The 19452-nt window shown below is 60.3% G+C and carries 21 protein-coding genes; 11 read left to right on the top strand and 10 right to left on the bottom strand.

Annotation, left to right across the window (positions count from 1 at the left end; translation table 11 throughout):
• Positions 1–39: 39 nt before the first annotated feature.
• Entirely contained in the window at positions 40–432 is a 393-nt protein-coding gene (msrB, locus tag ACTD9P_RS05320) for a peptide-methionine (R)-S-oxide reductase MsrB (RefSeq protein WP_438866945.1), read from the bottom strand.
• A gap of 202 nt (positions 433–634) precedes the next feature.
• Here msrB and ACTD9P_RS05315 point away from each other — a divergent pair, with 202 nt between their 5' ends.
• A complete protein-coding gene (locus ACTD9P_RS05315; RefSeq protein ID WP_027607001.1) occupies positions 635–1846 on the top strand; it encodes a pyridoxal phosphate-dependent aminotransferase in 1212 nt (403 codons plus the stop codon).
• Between the two features lie 305 nt (positions 1847–2151).
• A complete protein-coding gene (gene htpX / locus ACTD9P_RS05310; protein ID WP_138816088.1) occupies positions 2152–3039 on the top strand; it encodes a protease HtpX in 888 nt (295 codons plus the stop codon).
• A gap of 135 nt (positions 3040–3174) precedes the next feature.
• Here htpX and ACTD9P_RS05305 read toward each other — a convergent pair whose 3' ends face one another.
• Positions 3175–3831, bottom strand: coding sequence for a thiopurine S-methyltransferase (locus ACTD9P_RS05305; RefSeq protein WP_438866944.1), 657 nt, complete (start codon positions 3829–3831; stop codon positions 3175–3177).
• 103 nt (positions 3832–3934) lie between these two features.
• On the opposite strand from ACTD9P_RS05305, the gene ACTD9P_RS05300 reads away from it, so the two are divergent.
• On the top strand, positions 3935–4702 hold the full coding sequence (locus ACTD9P_RS05300) for a DODA-type extradiol aromatic ring-opening family dioxygenase (RefSeq protein WP_438866943.1): 768 nt from the start codon (positions 3935–3937) through the stop codon (positions 4700–4702).
• Positions 4703–4821: 119 nt separating this feature from the next.
• On the opposite strand, the gene ACTD9P_RS05295 is transcribed toward ACTD9P_RS05300, so the two are convergent.
• On the bottom strand, positions 4822–6495 hold the full coding sequence (locus ACTD9P_RS05295) for a DEAD/DEAH box helicase (protein WP_065885148.1): 1674 nt from the start codon (positions 6493–6495) through the stop codon (positions 4822–4824).
• 424 nt (positions 6496–6919) lie between these two features.
• Between ACTD9P_RS05295 and ACTD9P_RS05290 the strand changes: the two genes are divergently transcribed.
• On the top strand, positions 6920–7711 hold the full coding sequence (locus ACTD9P_RS05290; RefSeq protein WP_438866942.1) for a crotonase/enoyl-CoA hydratase family protein: 792 nt from the start codon (positions 6920–6922) through the stop codon (positions 7709–7711).
• Between the two features lie 133 nt (positions 7712–7844).
• On the opposite strand, the gene ACTD9P_RS05285 is transcribed toward ACTD9P_RS05290, so the two are convergent.
• Entirely contained in the window at positions 7845–8600 is a 756-nt protein-coding gene (locus tag ACTD9P_RS05285; protein ID WP_438866941.1) for a spermidine synthase, read from the bottom strand.
• 124 nt (positions 8601–8724) lie between these two features.
• Between ACTD9P_RS05285 and ACTD9P_RS05280 the strand changes: the two genes are divergently transcribed.
• Positions 8725–10071: a class II 3-deoxy-7-phosphoheptulonate synthase gene (locus ACTD9P_RS05280; protein WP_438866940.1), complete on the top strand. Its 1347-nt coding sequence runs from the start codon at positions 8725–8727 to the stop codon at positions 10069–10071.
• 114 nt (positions 10072–10185) lie between these two features.
• Here the strand turns inward: ACTD9P_RS05280 and ACTD9P_RS05275 are convergent, their stop codons facing one another.
• Positions 10186–11415, bottom strand: coding sequence for a winged helix-turn-helix domain-containing protein (locus tag ACTD9P_RS05275; protein WP_438866939.1), 1230 nt, complete (start codon positions 11413–11415; stop codon positions 10186–10188).
• A 45-nt stretch (positions 11416–11460) separates the two neighbouring features.
• On the bottom strand, positions 11461–11667 hold the full coding sequence (locus ACTD9P_RS05270) for a DUF1127 domain-containing protein (protein ID WP_056857178.1): 207 nt from the start codon (positions 11665–11667) through the stop codon (positions 11461–11463).
• A gap of 70 nt (positions 11668–11737) precedes the next feature.
• Here ACTD9P_RS05270 and ACTD9P_RS05265 point away from each other — a divergent pair, with 70 nt between their 5' ends.
• Positions 11738–12619: a LysR family transcriptional regulator gene (locus tag ACTD9P_RS05265; protein WP_438866938.1), complete on the top strand. Its 882-nt coding sequence runs from the start codon at positions 11738–11740 to the stop codon at positions 12617–12619.
• Here the strand turns inward: ACTD9P_RS05265 and ACTD9P_RS05260 are convergent.
• Positions 12609–13358 (bottom strand): sulfite exporter TauE/SafE family protein, encoded by a 750-nt coding sequence (locus ACTD9P_RS05260; RefSeq protein WP_438866937.1) that lies wholly within the window; start codon positions 13356–13358, stop codon positions 12609–12611. The genes ACTD9P_RS05265 and ACTD9P_RS05260 overlap by 11 nt on opposite strands.
• A gap of 108 nt (positions 13359–13466) precedes the next feature.
• On the opposite strand from ACTD9P_RS05260, the gene ACTD9P_RS05255 reads away from it, so the two are divergent.
• The 3 genes from ACTD9P_RS05255 (at position 13467) to ACTD9P_RS05245 (ending at position 15604) form a co-directional block, all read left to right on the top strand.
• Positions 13467–14417 carry a LysR family transcriptional regulator gene (locus tag ACTD9P_RS05255; protein ID WP_438866936.1) on the top strand — a complete coding sequence of 317 codons (951 nt, stop codon included), beginning with the start codon at positions 13467–13469 and terminating at the stop codon, positions 14415–14417.
• Between the two features lie 78 nt (positions 14418–14495).
• Entirely contained in the window at positions 14496–14948 is a 453-nt protein-coding gene (locus tag ACTD9P_RS05250; protein ID WP_438866935.1) for a MarR family winged helix-turn-helix transcriptional regulator, read from the top strand.
• Positions 14949–15184: 236 nt separating this feature from the next.
• The gene (locus ACTD9P_RS05245) at positions 15185–15604 is read left to right on the top strand and encodes an organic hydroperoxide resistance protein (protein ID WP_056857183.1); all 420 of its coding nucleotides are present in this window, start codon (positions 15185–15187) and stop codon (positions 15602–15604) included.
• Between the two features lie 67 nt (positions 15605–15671).
• Here ACTD9P_RS05245 and ACTD9P_RS05240 read toward each other — a convergent pair whose 3' ends face one another.
• Positions 15672–16244, bottom strand: a complete 573-nt coding sequence (locus tag ACTD9P_RS05240; protein ID WP_438866934.1) for an elongation factor P — start codon at positions 16242–16244, stop codon at positions 15672–15674.
• A gap of 49 nt (positions 16245–16293) precedes the next feature.
• Entirely contained in the window at positions 16294–17427 is a 1134-nt protein-coding gene (earP, locus tag ACTD9P_RS05235) for an elongation factor P maturation arginine rhamnosyltransferase EarP (protein WP_438866933.1), read from the bottom strand.
• A gap of 132 nt (positions 17428–17559) precedes the next feature.
• Between earP and ACTD9P_RS05230 the strand changes: the two genes are divergently transcribed.
• Both ACTD9P_RS05230 and ACTD9P_RS05225 read left to right on the top strand, forming a co-directional pair.
• Positions 17560–17940 carry a hypothetical protein gene (locus ACTD9P_RS05230; protein WP_438866932.1) on the top strand — a complete coding sequence of 127 codons (381 nt, stop codon included), beginning with the start codon at positions 17560–17562 and terminating at the stop codon, positions 17938–17940.
• Positions 17941–17945: 5 nt separating this feature from the next.
• Complete coding sequence (locus ACTD9P_RS05225; RefSeq protein WP_438866931.1) at positions 17946–18428, top strand: GreA/GreB family elongation factor; 483 nt, start codon at positions 17946–17948, stop codon at positions 18426–18428.
• A 33-nt stretch (positions 18429–18461) separates the two neighbouring features.
• Here the strand turns inward: ACTD9P_RS05225 and cysB are convergent, their stop codons facing one another.
• Positions 18462–19436, bottom strand: a complete 975-nt coding sequence (gene cysB / locus ACTD9P_RS05220; protein WP_128591352.1) for an HTH-type transcriptional regulator CysB — start codon at positions 19434–19436, stop codon at positions 18462–18464.
• Between the last annotated feature and the right edge of the window lie 16 nt (positions 19437–19452).

The raw sequence follows: 19452 nt of genomic DNA, 5'->3' as shown, positions 1-19452 counted from the left end.
GTTCCCACGCGGAGCGTGGGAACGATCAGTCACGATCAGTCAGCGAGGAACGAGGTCCAGGCACACCGAGTTGATGCAGTAACGCAGGCCGGTCGGTGGTGGGCCGTCCGGGAACACATGCCCCAGGTGCGCGTCGCACTTGGCGCAGGTGACTTCGGTGCGGATCATGCCGAGGCTGACGTCACGGATCTCGATCATCGCGCTGTCGGCAATCGGCGCGTAGAAACTCGGCCAACCGCAGCCGGAATCAAACTTGGTGGTGGAATCGAACAGCGGCTCATTGCAGCAAATGCAGTGGTACACGCCATCGGTCTTGGTGCCATTGTACTTGCCGCTGAAAGGTCGCTCGGTGCCTTTGAGACGGCACACGTTGTACTGCTCCGGATCGAGCATCGCCTTCCATTCTTCAACGGTTTTCTGCAACTTATCCATCGGTACACCTCGGCAACTGAAAAACCCTGATCTGTGTCTTTTCCATGGATCAGGCGGCACGTATGATTGCGCCTCTTCAAAACGCCAGTCTGGCACCCGCGCTACCGGCATTCAAACGTATTTATGGGTGCAGGCCCCGCAGGTTTCGCAGTACGGTAGTGTCCACGCCGTCTGGATCGTTCATTTTCAGGATCACATCGCCATGCAGGTCAGCAAATCGAACAAGCTCGCCAACGTCTGCTACGACATTCGCGGCCCAGTGCTCAAGCACGCCAAACGCCTGGAAGAGGAAGGCCATCGCATCCTCAAGCTGAACATTGGCAACCCGGCGCCCTTTGGTTTCGAAGCGCCGGACGAAATCCTCCAGGACGTGATCCGCAACCTGCCGACTGCCCAGGGCTACAGCGACTCCAAGGGCCTGTTCAGCGCGCGCAAGGCGGTGATGCAGTACTACCAGCAAAAACAGGTTGAAGGTGTCGGCATCGAAGACATCTACCTGGGCAATGGCGTGTCCGAGCTAATCGTGATGTCCATGCAGGCGTTGCTCAACAACGGCGACGAAGTACTGGTGCCCGCGCCCGACTACCCGCTGTGGACCGCTGCCGTGACCCTGGCCGGCGGCCACCCGGTGCACTACCTGTGCGATGAAGGCGCCGACTGGTTCCCGGACCTGGCCGACATCAAGGCCAAGATCACCCCGAACACCAAGGCGCTGGTGATCATCAACCCGAACAACCCCACCGGCGCCGTGTATTCCAGGGAAGTGCTGCTGGGCATGCTCGAACTCGCGCGTCAGCACAACCTGGTGGTGTTCTCCGACGAGATCTACGACAAGATCCTCTACGACGATGCCGTGCACATCTGCACCGGCTCCCTCGCGCCGGACCTGCTGTGCCTGACCTTCAATGGCCTGTCCAAGTCCTACCGGGTAGCGGGCTTCCGTTCCGGCTGGATCGCCATCTCCGGCCCCAAGCACAATGCCCAGAGCTACATCGAAGGCATCGACATGCTGGCCAATATGCGCCTGTGCGCCAACGTGCCGAGCCAACATGCTATCCAGACCGCCCTCGGCGGCTACCAGAGCATCAACGACCTGGTCCTGCCCCAGGGCCGTCTATTGGAACAACGCAACCGCACCTGGGAACTGCTCAATGCAATCCCGGGCGTCAGCTGCGTAAAACCCATGGGCGCGCTGTATGCCTTCCCGCGCATCGATCCGAAAGTCTGCCCGATCCTCAACGACGAGAAATTCGTGCTCGACCTGCTGCTATCGGAAAAGCTGCTGGTGGTGCAAGGAACGGCGTTCAACTGGCCGTGGCCGGATCACTTCCGCGTGGTGACCTTGCCGCGTGTGGATGACCTGGACATGGCCATTGGTCGCATCGGTAACTTCCTCAAGTCCTATCGCCAGTAATGTAAAAGTCGCTGTACGACCGCTATCCGGTCGTACAGCGAGTATCTGGCAACACTTCTCTAGCCTGCCTCCCCTCCTCGCTTGCCGCTGCACACCACGGACCGGTCAGCCCCTTGAAACTACAGGGCGCGAGGGCATGAGTGCGGTGATCATGAGTGCCTTTTCAGGTCAGAAATTCCCTTCAAGGCTCTACATTGATGCTGTAGGACACAGTTTGAAATAGTCGCTCGGTTGAATCACCCCAGGCCGCACCTTATATACCCCGCAGTACGCGACATATTAAGCATGAGGAGAATTCTACAACCATGATGCGCATCCTGCTGTTCTTGGCCACTAACCTGGCGGTCGTGCTGATTGCCAGCATCACCCTGAGCCTTTTCGGCTTTAACGGGTTCATGGCGGCCAACGGGGTTGATCTGAACCTCAATCAGCTGTTGGTTTTCTGTGCGGTCTTTGGTTTTGCCGGCTCGCTGTTTTCGCTGTTCATCTCCAAGTGGATGGCGAAGATGAGCACCAGCACCCAGGTCATCACCCAGCCACGCACCCGGCACGAGCAATGGTTGCTGCAAACCGTTGAAGAGCTGTCCCGCGAGGCCGGCATCAAGATGCCTGAGGTCGGGATCTTCCCAGCCTATGAAGCCAACGCCTTCGCCACCGGCTGGAACAAGAACGACGCGCTCGTTGCGGTGAGCCAGGGCATGCTCGAACGCTTCTCCTATGAAGAAGTGAAGGCCGTGCTGGCCCACGAGATCGGCCACGTGGCCAATGGCGACATGGTCACCCTGGCGCTGGTACAAGGCGTGGTGAACACCTTCGTGATGTTCTTCGCACGGATTATCGGCAACTTTGTCGACAAGGTGATCTTCAAGAACGAAGGCGGCCGCGGCATCGCCTACTTCGTGGCGACCATCTTCGCTGAAGTGGTGCTGGGCTTCCTGGCCAGCGCGATCACCATGTGGTTCTCGCGCAAACGCGAATTCCGCGCAGACGAAGCCGGTGCCCGCCTGGCCGGCACCGGGGCGATGATCGCAGCGCTGCAACACCTGCGCTCCGAACAGGGCCTGCCAGTTCACATGCCGGACAGCCTGACCGCGTTTGGCATCAACGGTGGCATCAAGCAAGGCTTTGCACGCTTCTTCATGAGCCACCCGCCGTTGGAGGAACGCATCGACGCGCTGCGTCGTCGGGGCTGATGTGACACAGAAAGGGGCGATTTGATCGCCCCTTTTTTTATGGGTGCGTGAATCGTCATCGCGGGCAAGCCCGGCTCCCACAGGGAACGCGTTCCAATGTGGGAGCCGGGCTTGCCCGCGATGGCAATGGCTTGGTCAACGCATAATCAGTTGATATACACGCTCATCAAGCCGCCTGACGCCGTCCTGAACGAACTTCCAGCTAACCCCCAGGATGTCTTGCTCCTCAAGTACCTCCAAGCCCCAGTACGCCGCAAGCAGAACCCTCACTTCGTCATTCGATACCGCAAACGGAGGCCCGGCTTTTTGCGACTGGTCGTAATCCAGGGTGATCAGCAGCCCCTTGCAACCAGGACGCAAAAGCCTATTGAGATGCTCAACGTATTGCGCCCGCATCAGTGGCGGCAAAGCGATCAACGCCGCTCGGTCATAGAGTGCAGTGCAATCGCTTACTGCATCGGCGTCGAGGGCGAAGAAGTCACCGCACCACACCTCGATCAGGCCGGACGTATACACCTTGAACGCGCCCTGCTGGCGGATATGCGGCGTCAACGACTGTTCACTGAAGAAAGATTCCACCGCCTGCTGCGACAACTCCACGCCCAACACCCGATACCCAAGGCTCGCCAACCAGATCAAATCCAGGCTTTTGCCACACAACGGCACCAGCACTTTCGCGCCGTCCGGCAATGACAGTTTCGGCCAATGCCGCTGCAGGTAAGGGTTGACGTCAGGCAGGTGAAAGCCAATCTGATTGCGTGCCCAACGCTCTTGCCAAAACTTAGGCTCCATAAATCACCCTGAAAATTCGATCAAAAGGCGCTAAAACTTATATTAGATTTAGATCAATGATCTGATTGAAGATGGGCCTATGTTAACCCTCAGGACCCGACTTATGCTCCCCAGCCTGTTTATCTCCCACGGTTCGCCCATGCTCGCCTTGCAGCCCGGTGCCAGTGGCCCGGCGCTGCGCCGCTTGGCGGCTGAACTGCCACGGCCAAAGGCGATTGTGGTGATTTCGGCGCATTGGGAAAGCCACGAATTATTGGTCACTGGCAGCGCCGCGCCTGAAACCTGGCACGACTTCGGCGGGTTCCCCCCCGAGCTGTTTGCCGTGCAATACCCGGCGCCGGGCAGCCCGCAGTTGGCCGCGCAGATTGTCGAGCTGCTGCAAGCCGATGGGCTGGACGCGCAACTTGATGAGCGCCGCCCTTTTGATCACGGCACTTGGGTGCCGCTGTCACTGATGTACCCGGCGGCGGATATTCCGGTGGTGCAGGTCTCCTTGCCTAGCCGCATGGGGCCGGCGCTGCAAACCCGAGTAGGGCATGCCCTGGCCAGCCTGCGTGAACAGGGTGTGCTGTTGATCGGCTCCGGCAGCATTACCCATAACCTGGGTGAACTGAACTGGCGTGCCGGCCCTGAGAGTATCGAGCCTTGGGCGCGGGATTTTCGCGATTGGGTGGTGGATAAACTTGCCGCCAATGATGAGACGGCCCTGCACGACTACCGCCGCCAGGCGCCGCATGCCGTGCGCAGTCATCCAAGCGACGAACATTTGTTGCCGTTGTACTTTGCACGGGGCGCCGGGGGCGATTTCAGCGTGGCGCATCAGGGCTTCACCCTGGGCGCGCTGGGGATGGACATCTATCGTTTCGGGTAAGGCAGGACGCGGAGCGTCCGGGGCTGCATTCCCACGCAGAGCGTGGGAACGATCAGGCAAAAAAAATCCCCGAACCAGTCGGGGATTTTTTATCTGCGATCAATCAGCCCAAGGGCGGATCAATCTTCGCGGTAGCGACGCAGCTTCAGCTGCTTACCGGCAACGCGAGTGTCTTTGAGCTTGGCCAGCAGTTTTTCCAGGCCGTCTTCCGGCAGCTCCACCAGGGAGAAGCTGTCACGCACCTGGATACGACCGATGGCTTCACGTGCCAGGCCACCCTCATTGAGGATAGCGCCCAGCAGGTTCTTGGCAGCGATACCATCACGCGCGCCCAGCGCGGTACGGCAACGAGCACGACCTTCAGCCAATGGAACCGGAGCGCGACGCTCACGATCACCACGGTCTGGACGGTCGCCAGTACGCTCTGGACGATCACCGCGTGGCGCGTTGTTCGGTACCAGTGGGCGTTCTTTCTCGATGGCTGCCAGGGTCAGGGCCTGACCATTGGTAGCTTTGCGCAGCAGGGCTGCAGCCAGGGCACGTGGGGTGCAACCGATATCGGCAGTCAGGCGGTCCAGCAGGTCGCCGTGGGTCGATTCAGCGTCAGCCACCAGCGGCGCCAGGCTGTTGGTCAGTTTCTTGATGCGGGCATCCAGAACAGCCTGGGCATCCGGCAGGCGGACTTCGGCAACTTTCTGACCGGTTACACGCTCGATCACTTGCAGCATGCGGCGCTCACGTGGAGTCACCAGCAGCAGTGCACGACCTTCGCGACCGGCACGGCCGGTACGGCCGATACGGTGAACGTAGGACTCTGGATCGTAAGGCATGTCAACGTTGAACACGTGGGTGATACGTGGAACGTCGAGGCCACGGGCGGCAACGTCGGTCGCCACAACGATGTCCAGACGGCCATCCTTGAGGGAGTCGATCACGCGCTCACGTTGGTTCTGGGCAATGTCACCGTTCAGCGCAGCGGCTTTGTAGCCTTTGGCTTCCAGGGCGCTGGCCAGGTCCAGGGTCGCTTGTTTGGTGCGCACGAACATGATCAGGGCGTCGAAGTCTTCGACTTCCAGCAGGCTCAATACAGCCGAGGTCTTCTGGTCAGCGTGAACCAACAGGTGAGCCTGTTCGATCGCGGTAACGGTCTGAGTCTTGGTCTGGATCTTCACGTGTTGCGGATCGCGCAGGTGGCGCTCGGCAATGGCACGGATCGACTGTGGCAGGGTGGCCGAGAACAGTACGGTCTGACGGGTCGGTGGCAGCGCCTTGAAGATGACTTCCAGGTCATCCATGAAGCCCAGCTTCAACATTTCGTCAGCTTCGTCCAGAACCAGGTGGTTCACGGTCGACAGCACTTTCTCGTCACGACGCAGGTGGTCGCACAGACGGCCCGGGGTGGCGACAACGATCTGTGCGCCGTTACGGATTGCTTTAAGTTGTGGGCCCATAGGCGCGCCGCCGTAAACGGCCACAACGGTTACGCCTGGCATTTGCTTGGCGTAGGTTTCAAAAGCGGTTGCTACTTGCAGCGCCAACTCACGGGTTGGCGCCAGGATCAGGGCTTGCGGCTCGCGCTTGGCAGGATCGATGCAGTGCAGGATAGGCAGGGCGAACGCGGCGGTTTTACCGGTACCGGTTTGCGCCTGGCCAATCATGTCCTGGCCGGCCATGATGATCGGGATCGATTGCTGCTGAATAGCCGAAGGTTCTTCGTAGCCGGTCGCGATGACGGCAGCAAGAATGTTCGGGTTAAGATTAAAAGCGGCGAAGCCGCCGGTTTCCTGGGTCATGGGTCTGCCTCTAAGTGCATCCGCAAAGACCCATGCTCCAAAGCTGCGCATGCCGTGTTGAGACTCAAGAGTCGCCCTGGCTGCTTTGTCGGCGGGGATTTGCGAAAACGAATGAATGAAAAAGATTCGTCAAGGGAGAGTCCGCTGTGCGGACGTGCAGCCGAAGCTGACTTCGGGGAATTGCGCTACCTAAACGCGGCCCGGTTAAAGGCCGGCGCGCACTATACCGGAAATAGCTGAAAAAGGGAGCTTTTTTTATCCGAAAGTGCCGATATACCGCGCTGCGTCACAGTCTTTGCGCATACCCGCGCCAAGGTCTATTTTTCAAAGGCCCGGCCCTGTTGGTCACAACACTTAAACGGTTCACCTGCCCATCAAGACCCACGGGTCTGAAAACCTACCCAAGCCCCCGAGGCCACCCCCGATGAATCAAGCCAGCAGCAGTCGCGTCAGCCGTGAATTACAGGGTCATGTCCTGCTGTTGGGGCTGGATCGAGTGGCCAAGCGCAACGCCTTTGACCTGGACCTGCTCAATGAGCTGAGCCTGGCCTATGGCGAATTTGATCGAAACGACGACGCTCGGGTGGCCGTGGTATTTGCCCATGGCGAGCATTTTACCGCCGGGCTGGACCTGGCCAATGTCAGTGGCGTGATGTCGGGAGGCTGGCAACCACCCTTGGGCGGATGCGATCCGTGGGGCGTGTTTGCCGGCCCCCGCGTCAATAAACCGGTGATCGTCGCGGCCCAGGGTTACTGCCTGACCATCGGCATCGAGTTGATGCTGGCGGCGGATATCAACCTCTGTGCCAGCAACACGCGCTTTGCACAGATGGAAGTGCAACGCGGGATCTTCCCGTTCGGCGGCGCGACCCTGCGCTTTCATCAGATTGCCGGCTGGGGCAATGCCATGCGCTGGCTGCTGACCGGCGATGAGTTCGACGCCCATGAGGCGCTGCGCCTGGGGCTGGTGCAGGAAGTGATGGCCAGTGAAGACCTGCTGCCGCGCGCCGTTGAGTTGGCCAACAGGATTGGCCGCCAGGCACCGCTGGGCGTGCAGGCGACGTTGATGTCGGCGCGCCAGGCGCGCATGGAAGGTGAAGCCGTAGCGGCGGCCGGGTTGCAGGTGGTGGTGGAGAAATTGCTGAACAGTGAGGATGCCAAAGAAGGTGTGCGGGCGATGGTTGAGAAGCGGCCGGGAGTGTTCAAGGGGATTTGAACACTTTGAACTAGCCGTCGGCAGGAATGGCCTCTTCGCGAGCAAGCCCGCTCCCACATTTGTACGCGTACATCCTTTGGAATGCGGCCGAATGTGGGAGCGGGCTTGCTCGCGAAGGCGTCGGTACAGGCGCCTAAGTCGCCGGCCGAATAGCCTTGATGAGCTGCTGCAACGAGTACCCCAACCGCGGCGCCAACGCATCGGCGCGCGCCGTGAGGCCACCCGGATCAAGCGCCTGATCCAGCTCCGAAGGCACCAGCAAAATCACATTGCCCTCCTTCACCGGCAGTTCCCAGTAATGCCGGTGATACAAACCACGCAACAATGCCGCACCCAATGGCTTGCCGTCGTCGGTCGCCCACTGGTTGATCACCAGCCAGCCGCCGGGGTTGAGCTTCTTCTGGCAGTTCTCCAGGAACGTCCAGGCCAGGTGCCCGACGCCTGGGCCGACATCGGTGTACAGGTCGACAAAGATCAGGTCGGCCGACTCGGCGGTATCGAGCAATTGCAGCGCGTCACCAATGCGGATGTACAAGCGCGGGTCGTCATCCAGCCCCAGGTACTCGATGGCCAGACGCGGCACATCCGGGCGCAGTTCAATGGCCTCGACGTCTTCCAGCGGCAGGAACTTGAGGCACGCCTGGGTCAGCGTACCGGCGCCCAGGCCGAGGAACAGCGCGCTCTCCGGTTGCTCATGGCACAACGCGCCAATCAACATCGCGCGGGTGTAGTCGTACTCGAGCCAGCTCGGGTCGGCGGTAAACACACAGCTTTGCTCGATGGCATCGCCAAACTCGAGAAAACGGTAATCGGCCACTTCGAGCACACGGATCATGCCGAAATCATCATGGACTTCGGCCAGCAGGCGCTCGACACGCTCCTCGCTCATCACTACTCCTAAAGGGTTTACCGCACGGCAAAGGCGCGATTGTCGGCCAAGCGGCGGCAACAGGTCACGCACTAATTGCTGGTAACATTGGCGCCCGACCGTCAATCAACCTATCGAGTTCATGATGAGCCAACCCTGGAGCCCCGACAGCTGGCGCGCCCTGCCGATCCAGCAACAACCCCAGTACCCGGACGCTGCGCACTTGCTGCAAGTGGAGCAAAGCCTGGCCAGCTACCCGCCACTGGTGTTTGCCGGGGAAGCCCGCGAGTTGCGCCGCCAGTTTGCCGAAGTGACCCAGGGCCGCGCCTTCCTGTTGCAAGGTGGCGACTGCGCCGAGAGCTTTGCCGAGTTCTCCGCCGCAAAAATCCGCGACACCTTCAAGGTGCTGCTGCAGATGGCGATTGTGATGACCTTCGCCGCCGGTTGCCCGGTGGTCAAGGTCGGACGCATGGCCGGCCAGTTCGCCAAGCCACGCTCGGCCAACGATGAAACCATCGACGGCGTCACCCTGCCCGCCTACCGTGGCGACATCGTCAACGGCATCGGCTTCGACGAAAAAAGCCGTGTGCCGGACCCGGACCGCTTGCTGCAGTCCTACCACCAGTCCACTGCCACCCTGAATTTGCTGCGCGCGTTTGCCCAGGGCGGGTTTGCCGACCTGCACCAGGTGCACAAATGGAACCTGGACTTTATTGCTAACTCCGCGCTGGCCGAAAAGTACAGCCAACTGGCCGACCGCATCGACGAAACCCTGGCGTTCATGCGTGCCTGCGGCATGGACAGCTCGCCGCAATTACGCGAAACCAGTTTTTTCACCGCCCACGAAGCGCTGCTGCTGAACTATGAACAGGCCTTCGTGCGCCGCGACAGCCTGACTAACGACTACTACGACTGCTCGGCGCACATGCTCTGGATCGGCGACCGCACGCGGCAGCTGGACGGCGCCCACGTCGAGTTCCTGCGCGGGGTCAACAACCCGATCGGGGTCAAGGTCGGCCCGAGCATGAAACCTGAGGACCTGATCCGCCTGATCGACATCCTCAACCCGGACAACGACCCAGGCCGCCTCAACCTGATTGCGCGCATGGGCGCCGGCAAGGTCGGCGACCACCTGCCCAACCTGATTCGTGCGGTACAGCGCGAGGGCAAGCAGGTGCTGTGGAGTTCGGACCCGATGCACGGCAACACCATCAAGGCCAGCAGCGGCTACAAGACCCGCGACTTTGCGCAGATTCTTAGCGAGGTGAAGGAGTTCTTCCAGGTGCACCAGGCCGAGGGCAGCTATGCCGGCGGGATCCATATCGAAATGACCGGGCAGAACGTCACCGAATGCATCGGCGGCGCGCGGCCGATTACGGAAGATGGCTTGTCGGACCGTTATCACACCCATTGCGACCCACGGATGAATGCCGACCAGTCGCTGGAATTGGCGTTTCTGATTGCCGAAACCTTAAAGCAAGTCAAACGCTGAGGTTTGGGTTGCCTGGGCCGACGCCATCGCGAGCAAGCCCGCTCCCACAGGGGAATGCATTCCAACAGGGGAATGCAATTTTTATGTGGGAGCGGGCTTGCCCGCGATGGCGTCCTAAAGTTCAACACCCAAGCTGAGCATCGCCACCCGAAGCCGCGCCGCACTCGGCCGCTGGCAGTTGAGCTGCACCTGCTCCAACCCAAGCCAGTTCGCCATCTGCCGCAGATTCAGGGCCAACGCCTGCATCCCTTCCTCATCCAGCCCCGGTTCTTCCTCGTGCACCGCGTGCACTGCCAGGCGCCCATTGGCGCGTTCGGCGCGCAGGTCAACCCGCGCGGCAATCCGCTCATTGTGCAAAAACGGCAGCACGTAGTAGCCATACACCCGTTTGTGTTGCGGGGTGTAAATCTCCAGCCGGTAACGAAAATCAAACAGACGCTCGGTGCGGCTGCGCTCCCAGATCAATGAATCGAACGGCGACAGCAAAGCGCTTGCCGGCACTTTGCGCGGCACTTTGGGTTCGGGCAGGCAGTACGCTGGCTGTTTCCAGCCTTGTACCTGGCACACCTGCAACTGCCCATCTTCGACCAACTCGGCCAGACGGCCGCGGCTGTCGGCGGGGGCCAGGCGAAAATAGTCGCGCAGGTCTTTTTCGGTGGCGACACCCAATGCAGTTGCGCTGTGCAGCAGCAAGCCGCGCTGAGCCTCTGCTTCACTCACAGACGCTTGAAGAATATCGGCGGGAATGACCCTTTCCGGCAAATCATAAAGCCGCTCAAACCCGCGCCGCCCCGCGACGGTGACCAAACCGGCAGCGAACAACCATTCCAGCGCGTGTTTTTCATCACTCCAATCCCACCAGGGGCCGGCACGTTCCTCGCGGGTCGACAAACTGCCCGCACCCAATGCGCCTTGCTGCTCGACGGTGTGCAACACGCGCTGGATGGTGGCTTGCTGCTCACGCCCAAAGCGCGCCATCTGCGAATAGATGCCCTGCCCCAACTTCGCTCGCTCCATGCGCCAGCGCATCAACGGGTACAACGCCATGGGCAGCAAAGAGGCCTCATGGCCCCAATACTCAAACAACGAACGCCGCCGCCCCTGGCTCCAGGCAGCGTGTTCAAGGATCAACGGGGAGTAATGGCCCAAGCGCGAAAACAGCGGCAGGTAATGCGAACGCACCACGGCGTTGACCGAATCGATCTGTAATACGCCCAACCGCTCAATCAAACGGTTGAGGTGCGCAGCCTTGATCAGTGCTGGCGCCTGGCGCCCGGAAAAACCCTGGGCCGCCAGTGCCATGCGACGTGCTTGCTTGAGGGAAAACGACAGGTCGGCGGGCATGGTTCTCTCCGTGTGGGCTCACCGACCACCCTACTGCATCCTGGGTTATTTTCGCAGCGGGTCTTGCCAGAAATGCAGGTGACGCTCCTGCTCGACATCGCCGCGGTTGAGCCCGATATCCTTAAGCGCCTCATCGCTCAAGCTTGCCAGGGTATGACGCTCTTCATGCAGTGCCTGCCAACGGGCAACCGTGCGCAACAGCCCCGAAAACGGGCGCTTGCCCAATAACACAAAACCTCTTTGACCTTTCATCTTCTCGCCCTCCAGTGGGGATGGCGTAAGTGTGTGCCGGGTCTTATGATCAATCCAACGAATGTTTCTTATGCAACCCATCTCGGAGATTGATCAATTGTCCGGCTACCCCAGCATCGACACCGAAGTGCTGCGTACCTTCGTCGCCATCGCCGACCAAGGCGGCTTTACCCGCGCAGGCGAGTTGGTCAACCGCACGCAATCGGCGGTGAGCATGCAGATGAAGCGCCTGGAAGAAGACGTGCTGCAGCGCAAGCTGTTCGAGCGTGATGGCCGACAAGTAAGGCTCACGCCGGAGGGCCAGGTATTGCTGGGTTACGCGCGGCGCATCCTGAAACTGCACAGCGAGGTGTTCAACACCTTGCGCGAGCCGCACATGGTGGGATTAGTGCGCATCGGCACGCCGGATGACTACGTGATGCGCTTTCTGCCGGGCATTCTCAAACAGTTTTCCAAGGCCTACCCACTGATCCAGATCGAGATGCACTGTGAATCGTCATCGGTATTGTTGCCGCGCAGAGACTTGGCGCTGACGGTCATCAGCCGTGAGCCCGGCAACGATATTGGTGAGTTGTTGCGCACCGAGCGCATGGTGTGGGCTGCTGCGCCGTGCTTCTGTCCGGAGGAGCACGAGACACTGCCTTTGGCAGGTTCCGGTACGGACTGCCTTTACTACCAGTGGACCCGTACAGCGCTGGATGCGGCCGGGCGCGACTATCGTATGGCGTACCACAGCTCTAACGTGGCTGCGATCCAGGCGGTGGTTAACGCCGGCCTGGCAGTGATGGTGTGCATGGAAAGCCTGGTGACCGACGACCTGCGAATTCTGAGCAGCGACGAGGGCTTTCCGCCGCTGCCCTCGATGAACCTGCACTTGTTGCGCAACCCGGCGATGACCTCGCCGATCACCGAATGCCTGGCGCAATACATCGTCGAAGGCTTCAGACTTTAAAGGTCAACATCACCGCACACACGGCCAGAAAGCCGCAGAACAGCCCGCGCAACACACGTTCCGGCAGCGCGTGGGCGACTTTCACGCCCCAACTGATGCTGAGCAGGCCGCCCACCGCCAGCGGCACGCCGATCAGCCAGTCCACCTCATGGTGCCAGGCGTAGGTGACCAGCGTCACGCCAGTGCTCGGCAGTGCCAGGGCCAGCGACAAGCCTTGCGCAACCACCTGGGTGGTGCCGAACACGCTGGTCAGCACCGGCGTGGCAACCACCGCACCGCCCACGCCAAACAAACCACCCATGGAACCGGACGCGGCACCCAACACGCCAAGCCATGGCCAGGAATAACGCATTTGCGCAGTCGGCGGTGCATTGCGGGTAAACAGACGCAGCAGGTTGTACGCCGCCAGCGTCAGCAAGAACGCGATAAAGCCGATGCGCATGGCCCCGGCGTCCAGGCCCACCGCCCAGATCGAACCGAGCCAGGCAAAGCTGAAGCCCATGACCCCCAGCGGCAACGCGTGACGCAATTCAATCCGGTTGCGTTGATGGTAACGCCACAACGCCAGCATCACATTGGGCACGACCATCACCAAGGCCGTGCCTTGGGCAATCTGTTGATCCAGGCCAAACAGCACCCCCAGCACCGGGATTGCGATCAGCCCGCCACCAATGCCGAACAAGCCGCCGACCGTACCGAGCGCCGCGCCCAATACCAGATACATTGCCAAATCCACCACAGCTCACCACTCCAGAAGCCCAGGCCTTGCATGCTACGCAGTCGGCTCTAGCGTGGAAACGCACAGCAACGCACAATGGCTGTGCCAATCTCGCATAAGCGTACGCCCATGAACCCCAATGCCCTGACCGATCAACTGAGCCTGTTTCTGGATGTATTGGAGACTGGCAGTTTTTCCGCCGCCGCGCGCCGCCATCCACTGACCCCCTCGGCGGTGGCGCGGCGCATCGACAGCCTGGAAAACTCGGTGGGCAGCCGCCTGTTCCAGCGCAGCACCCACGCGGTGGTGCCCACGCCGGCGGGCCTGGCCTTCGCCGAGCGGGCGCGGCGGATTGTCAGTGAGTTGCAACTGGCCCGCGCCGAGGCTGTGTCCTTGAGCCATGCGCCGGAAGGTCTGATCCGGGTGGACGCCCCCGCCGCCTTTGGTCGACGGCACTTGGCGCCAGTGATTGCCGACTTTTTGAACGTGTACCCAGGGCTGGACGTGCACCTGCACTTGATCGACAGCTTTGTCGATATGCAGGGCGCGCACCTGGGCAAAGTCGATCTGGTGCTGCGCGCCGGGCATATCGTTGACACGCGCCTGGTGGCCACGCCCCTGGCAAGCATTGTGCGCATCGCCTGCGCCAGCCCAGCCTACCTCAAACGCCATGGCACGCCGAGCCACCCACGCGAGCTGAGCGAGCATGATGGCCTGGACTGGGACGGCCTGGCGCCGATGTTCGCCTGGCGCTTCGAGCTGGATGGGCGCCGTACTCTCTACCGGCCGCGCCGTATCCGCATGAGCGCCAACAATGCCGAAGCCCTGCTGTCCGGCGCCCTCGCCGGGCTGGGCATTGCGCACCTGCCCACATGGCTGGCCAGCGAATACCTGGTGCGCGGCGAGCTGTTGCCACTGTTTTGCGAAAACGGTCTGCCCAGCCCGGAGACCGCCGGCATCTACGCGTTGCGCCTGGAACAGCAACCGAATGCGCGCAGCCGCTTGCTGCTGGAATACCTCAAATCGCGTTTCAGCCCGGTGCCGCCATGGGATCTGGCGCTGCAAAGCGGCTTGGTCTGACCGGCGCGTCAGAATTATCTGGCGCATTAAAGGTTTGCCCGCTAGATTCCTGGGCATACACGTTTTTTAAGGCTTCCCATGAGCAAAAATCCCGACCCGTGCGAAAACCTGATGCTGGACAACCAGCTGTGTTTCGCCCTGCACTCCACGTCGTTGCTGATGACCAAGGTCTACAAGCCCTTGCTTCAAGCCCTCGGCCTGACCTACCCGCAGTACCTGGCCATGATGGTGCTGTGGGAAGAGGATGGCTTGACCGTCGGAGAAATCAGCAGCCGCCTGCTCACCGACCCGGGTTCCCTCACGCCATTGCTCAAGCGCCTGGAGGCCGAAGGCCTACTCAGCCGCACCCGTAAGCGCGAAGATGAACGGGTGGTGGTGGTGGAACTGACTGAAGCGGGGCGTGCCTTGCAGGACAAGGCGATGGGGATTCCCCAGTGCATTCTTGGGGCAAGCGGCTTGCAGCTTGAGCAGTTGCGCAAGCTGCAGGCGGACCTGGTTGCGTTGCGTAGTAATTTGCAGGGCGCTGTCTAAAGGCAACATCGCATAAAAATGTGGGAGCGGGCTTGCTCGCGAATGCGGTGTATCAGTCGCCAGATGTGCTGACTGACACACCGCATTCGCAAGCAAGCCCGCTCCCACACTGTTTTTTTGTTAAGCCAAACATTTTGTAAATTTATCTTGCGCGCTAAATATTAGCGCTATATATTCGCCTCACCAACTACTTAGCGCGCAAATATTTAGCACTACAAACCCAAGAGGACGACACCATGCAAACACTCTATACCGCAGTAGCCACCGCCACCGGCGGCCGTGATGGTCGCGCTGTTTCCAGCGACAACATCCTCGACGTCAAACTCTCCACGCCTAAAGAACTGGGCGGCGCTGGCGGTCAGGCCACCAACCCGGAGCAACTGTTTGCCGCCGGTTACTCGGCCTGCTTTATCGGCGCGCTGAAATTCGTCGCCAGCCAGACAAAACGCAAAATCCCGGATGACGCCTCGATCACCGCCCACGTCGGCATCGGCCAAATCCCCGGCGGTTTTGGCCTGGATATCGATCTGCACATCAGCCTGCCGGGCCTGGCACAAGACGAGGCGCAAAGCCTGGTCGACGCCGCGCATCAGGTGTGCCCGTACTCCAACGCCACCCGTGGCAACGTCGATGTACGCCTGCATGTAACGGTCTGATTTACACACGCGCACAAAAAAGCCCGACGCTAGGTCGGGCTTTTTTTGTCGTACGGTTTGGCCAGAATTACTTCTTGGCGCGACCTTTGTACGAACCACCTTCACGGGTGTCGATCTCGATCATGTCGTCGATTTCGATGAAATCAGCAACTTGCAGCTCGGTACCGTTAGCCAGTTTGGCAGGCTTCATCACCTTGCCCGAAGTGTCGCCGCGAGCGGAACCTTCGGTGTAGGCAACTTTACGCACGATGGTGGTCGGCAGCTCTACGGAAACCAGACGGTCTTCGAAGAAGATCGCTTCGCAGACGTCTTCCATACCTTCTTCGATGAACGGCAGAACGGCTTCGATATCTTCAGCGTTCAGCTCGTACATGGTGTAGTCGGTGGTGTCCATGAACGTGTAGGTTTCGCCGCTGATGAAGGACAGAGTCGCTTCTTTGCGGTCGAGGATCACGTCTTCCAGTTTGTCATCGGCGCTGTAGACGATCTCGGTCTTGTAACCGGTCAGCAGGTTCTTCAGCTTGGTCTTCATGATTGCGCTGTTACGACCAGACTTGGTGAACTCAGCTTTCTGAACCAACCAAGGGTCGTTTTCGAGCTTGATGACGGTACCGGGTTTCAGCTCTTTACCAGTTTTCATTGCGTATATCCGAAATTTGGATGGGATTTACAAAAATCAAGGTGGCGTATCATATCCAACTTTCATAAAACTGTACCAGCGCCGTAGCAAGATCGGCCTGCAAGCCTTGTTCCAGACACCACGTTTGCGCGTGCTGGTGCACCTCCGGCCAGTGTTCCATGAGCATTTTCCACGCCTGTGTCATATCGCCATCAGCGTTCCAGGCTTGCCACAGGGTAACCACAGCGACCTTGGCGGCGGGCGATAAGGCGGCGGTGTAGAGCGCCAGGAAAGCATCGAGCTTGTCCAGATGGATGTCTTCGTCCTGGCGGTAGATGTGCCACAACAACGGCCGCCCGGCCCATTGGGCACGCACAAACGAGTCTTCGCCACGCACGGCGTTGAAGTCGCAGCACCACAGCAGGCGGTCATATTGTTCCTGGCGCACGAACGGCAGCACCTGCACGGTCAGGGCCTCGCGCTGATGCACATCGCCCACCGCCAGCGCCTCGACCCCGAGCCAGCGCTGCACGTCGCCGAGAATGCGGCCTTCGGGCACCAGCAGATGAGTGGCATGCCCATCCGTCGCCAACACGTCCAGCCAGCTGGCGAGCCCGGCATTTTCATAGGCAAACAACGACATCAGCCGCGCACCCGCTACCGGAACGATGCCCATCGACTGCAGGAATTGGTGTTGCGCTGCGCCGTCTTGCTGGAATGCCTGACGCTGCTCCAATAACCCGCCTTCGCGTAACAGCCCGCCCGTGCCCGGACGAAACCCCGGAAAGAAGAAGTACTTTTGCACGCCCTTGAACTTCACCGACGGCAGGCGATGGCAACCCACCACCCAGTCTTCGGCGCTGAGGTAATCGAGGTTCATCCACAGGGGCGTGCGTTCGCACGCGGCCATGGCTTCCATATAGTCGGGCGGCAACTGGCAGGCAAAGGCGGCGATCACCACGTCGGCTGACGGTGTTGGCGACCAGTGCGCCGGCCAGTAGCGCACTTCAACGCCCTCTTGCCATTGCTGATCCAACTGCACATCGATCGCGGGGCACATGCGCTCAAAGGCGCGCAGGTCATCGACCCACAAGCGCACTTCGCAGCCATGCTCCACCACCAATTGCCGGGCCAGGCGCCAGGTCACGCCGATGTCGCCGTAGTTGTCGACGACGCTGCAAAAAATATCCCAGCGGGCTTTCATTCCGGGCTCCAACATTCAAAGGCTCGATTGTCCGCATAAATGCACCGATGCAGAAGGCTTGATCGCGATTATTCTGCACAGTGGCTGTGCGACAATCGCCGCTGCGCCGCTAATGCCTGCCAGGAGGCCATCATGTCTGAACGTCCGTTGTCGCTGTTCAAGCTCAGTGCTGCCGTGGCTTTTGGCCTGTGGCTGGGGTTTATCGCCATTGTGCTGACCGCCTGGCTGGCCTCGCGCTATCTGTTCCCGCAAAGCCTCGCCCCCGCGGCTCAAGCGGTTCAACAAGCCGTTCAACAAATGGGCAAACCGGCCGCTGTGGCGCCGGAGCCGCCCAACCGAATGTTCGAGCAGTACACCGAGAACCTGCGCAAGCAGGAACAGCAACAAACCCTGGACCAGGCGCGCAACAATGCGCGCAACCTGTCCAACCCCAAATGCCGGTTCTGGCTGCAACAAGACCAGAACGCGCCCAATGAAAAGAGCAAGGCGAATGTCCTGCAATTCTGCGATTGATGACCATGAATAAACACGCCGTGCTCCAGTTGATCCTGGACAAACTCGCCCTGGACCTGGATATCGCCCAACGCGCCGCGCAGACCGCCTACGAAACCGCGACCCACGAAGAAAATATCGCGGAGAACAAATACGACACCTTGGGGCTGGAAGCTTCCTACCTCGCAGCCGGGCAAGCCAAGCGCGTCGAAGAGATCAAGCAAGCGCTGGCCCTGTGCCAGAACCTGCAACTACGCGCCTACGATGATCAACGCGGGATAGAGGTCGGCACGCTACTGGGCCTGGAAGACGAGAACGGCCGCCAGCAGTGGCTGTTCCTGGCACCGGATGCAGCCGGCCTGAAAGTGGATGTGGTGGGCCAGCCGGTGACCGTCATCACCCCGCGCTCGCCCCTGGGCAAAAGCCTGATGGGCAAGTTCGAAGGTGATGAGGTGGAGATTCTGGTGGCGGGCGCCCGGCAACACTTTACGGTTACCGAGGTCAGATAAACCACTCCCTCGCCACACCTGCAATAATCAATATCAGTGGACGGGCAATTCAACGCCGTCAAACAGCTCTTCGAGTTCCTGCTTGTTATGGCACTGGATCGCCTTGGCCATGACTTCACGGGTCAGGTGCGGCGCAAACTTCTCGATGAAGTCGCACATGAAGCCCCGCAGGAAGGTGCCACGGCGGAAGCCGATCTTGGTCACGCTGGACTCGAACAACTCGCTGGCGTCGAGCACTACCAGGTCTTTATCGAGGTGGGTGTCGACCGCCATCTTGGCGACGATGCCCACGCCCAGGCCCAGGCGCACGTAGGTCTTGATCACGTCGGCGTCGGCGGCAGTGAACACCACTTTCGGCGTGAGGCCGCGATGGCTGAAGGCTTCATCGAGCTTGGAACGGCCGGTAAAGCCGAACACGTAAGTGACGATCGGGTATTCAGCCAGGGCTTCGAGGGTCAGCTTCGGCAGCTTGGCCAATGGGTGGCCCTGGGGCACAACCACGCAACGGTTCCAGCGATAGCACGGCATCATCACCAGGTCGCCGAACAGCTCAAGGGCTTCGGTGGCGATGGCAAAATCGACGGTGCCGTCAGCGGCCATCTCGGCGATCTGCATCGGCGAACCCTGGTGCATGTGCAGGGCCACATCGGGATATTGCTTGATGAAGTCGCGGATCACCGGCGGCAAGGCATAACGCGCCTGGGTGTGGGTGGTGGCGATCGACAGGGTGCCTTTCTTCTCGTTGGAGAATTCCTGGGCGATCTGCTTGATGCTTTCGACTTTGCGCAGGATCTCGCCGGCGGTGGTGATGATGCGCTCACCGGCCGGGGTGACGCGGGTCAGGTGCTTGCCGCTGCGCGCGAATACTTCAACGCCCAGTTCGTCTTCGAGCAGGCGGATCTGCTTGCTGATACCCGGTTGCGAGGTGTAAAGGCTTTGAGCGGTAGCGGAAACGTTGAGGTCGTGGTGCGCCACTTCCCAGATGTAGCGCAGTTGTTGAAGCTTCATATATGTCCCTCAAAGC

It is taken from the genome of Pseudomonas onubensis (assembly GCF_965653655.1).
Lineage (GTDB): Bacteria > Pseudomonadota > Gammaproteobacteria > Pseudomonadales > Pseudomonadaceae > Aquipseudomonas.
This window is presented reverse-complemented; position numbering and strand designations above follow the sequence as displayed.

Coding starts and splice junctions, on each gene's coding strand:
- msrB (WP_438866945.1), bottom strand. CDS start 432: ATGGATAAGTTGCAGAAAACCGTTGAAGAATGGAAGGCGATGCTCGAT.
- ACTD9P_RS05255 (WP_438866936.1), top strand. CDS start 13,467: ATGAACCCCAATGCCCTGACCGATCAACTGAGCCTGTTTCTGGATGTA.
- ACTD9P_RS05265 (WP_438866938.1), top strand. CDS start 11,738: ATGCAACCCATCTCGGAGATTGATCAATTGTCCGGCTACCCCAGCATC.
- ACTD9P_RS05300 (WP_438866943.1), top strand. CDS start 3,935: ATGCTCCCCAGCCTGTTTATCTCCCACGGTTCGCCCATGCTCGCCTTG.
- ACTD9P_RS05285 (WP_438866941.1), bottom strand. CDS start 8,600: ATGAGCGAGGAGCGTGTCGAGCGCCTGCTGGCCGAAGTCCATGATGAT.
- ACTD9P_RS05230 (WP_438866932.1), top strand. CDS start 17,560: ATGTCTGAACGTCCGTTGTCGCTGTTCAAGCTCAGTGCTGCCGTGGCT.
- ACTD9P_RS05315 (WP_027607001.1), top strand. CDS start 635: ATGCAGGTCAGCAAATCGAACAAGCTCGCCAACGTCTGCTACGACATT.
- cysB (WP_128591352.1), bottom strand. CDS start 19,436: ATGAAGCTTCAACAACTGCGCTACATCTGGGAAGTGGCGCACCACGAC.
- htpX (WP_138816088.1), top strand. CDS start 2,152: ATGATGCGCATCCTGCTGTTCTTGGCCACTAACCTGGCGGTCGTGCTG.
- ACTD9P_RS05290 (WP_438866942.1), top strand. CDS start 6,920: ATGAATCAAGCCAGCAGCAGTCGCGTCAGCCGTGAATTACAGGGTCAT.
- ACTD9P_RS05225 (WP_438866931.1), top strand. CDS start 17,946: ATGAATAAACACGCCGTGCTCCAGTTGATCCTGGACAAACTCGCCCTG.
- earP (WP_438866933.1), bottom strand. CDS start 17,427: ATGAAAGCCCGCTGGGATATTTTTTGCAGCGTCGTCGACAACTACGGC.
- ACTD9P_RS05275 (WP_438866939.1), bottom strand. CDS start 11,415: ATGCCCGCCGACCTGTCGTTTTCCCTCAAGCAAGCACGTCGCATGGCA.
- ACTD9P_RS05240 (WP_438866934.1), bottom strand. CDS start 16,244: ATGAAAACTGGTAAAGAGCTGAAACCCGGTACCGTCATCAAGCTCGAA.
- ACTD9P_RS05270 (WP_056857178.1), bottom strand. CDS start 11,667: ATGAAAGGTCAAAGAGGTTTTGTGTTATTGGGCAAGCGCCCGTTTTCG.
- ACTD9P_RS05295 (WP_065885148.1), bottom strand. CDS start 6,495: ATGACCCAGGAAACCGGCGGCTTCGCCGCTTTTAATCTTAACCCGAAC.
- ACTD9P_RS05245 (WP_056857183.1), top strand. CDS start 15,185: ATGCAAACACTCTATACCGCAGTAGCCACCGCCACCGGCGGCCGTGAT.
- ACTD9P_RS05280 (WP_438866940.1), top strand. CDS start 8,725: ATGAGCCAACCCTGGAGCCCCGACAGCTGGCGCGCCCTGCCGATCCAG.
- ACTD9P_RS05250 (WP_438866935.1), top strand. CDS start 14,496: ATGAGCAAAAATCCCGACCCGTGCGAAAACCTGATGCTGGACAACCAG.
- ACTD9P_RS05305 (WP_438866944.1), bottom strand. CDS start 3,831: ATGGAGCCTAAGTTTTGGCAAGAGCGTTGGGCACGCAATCAGATTGGC.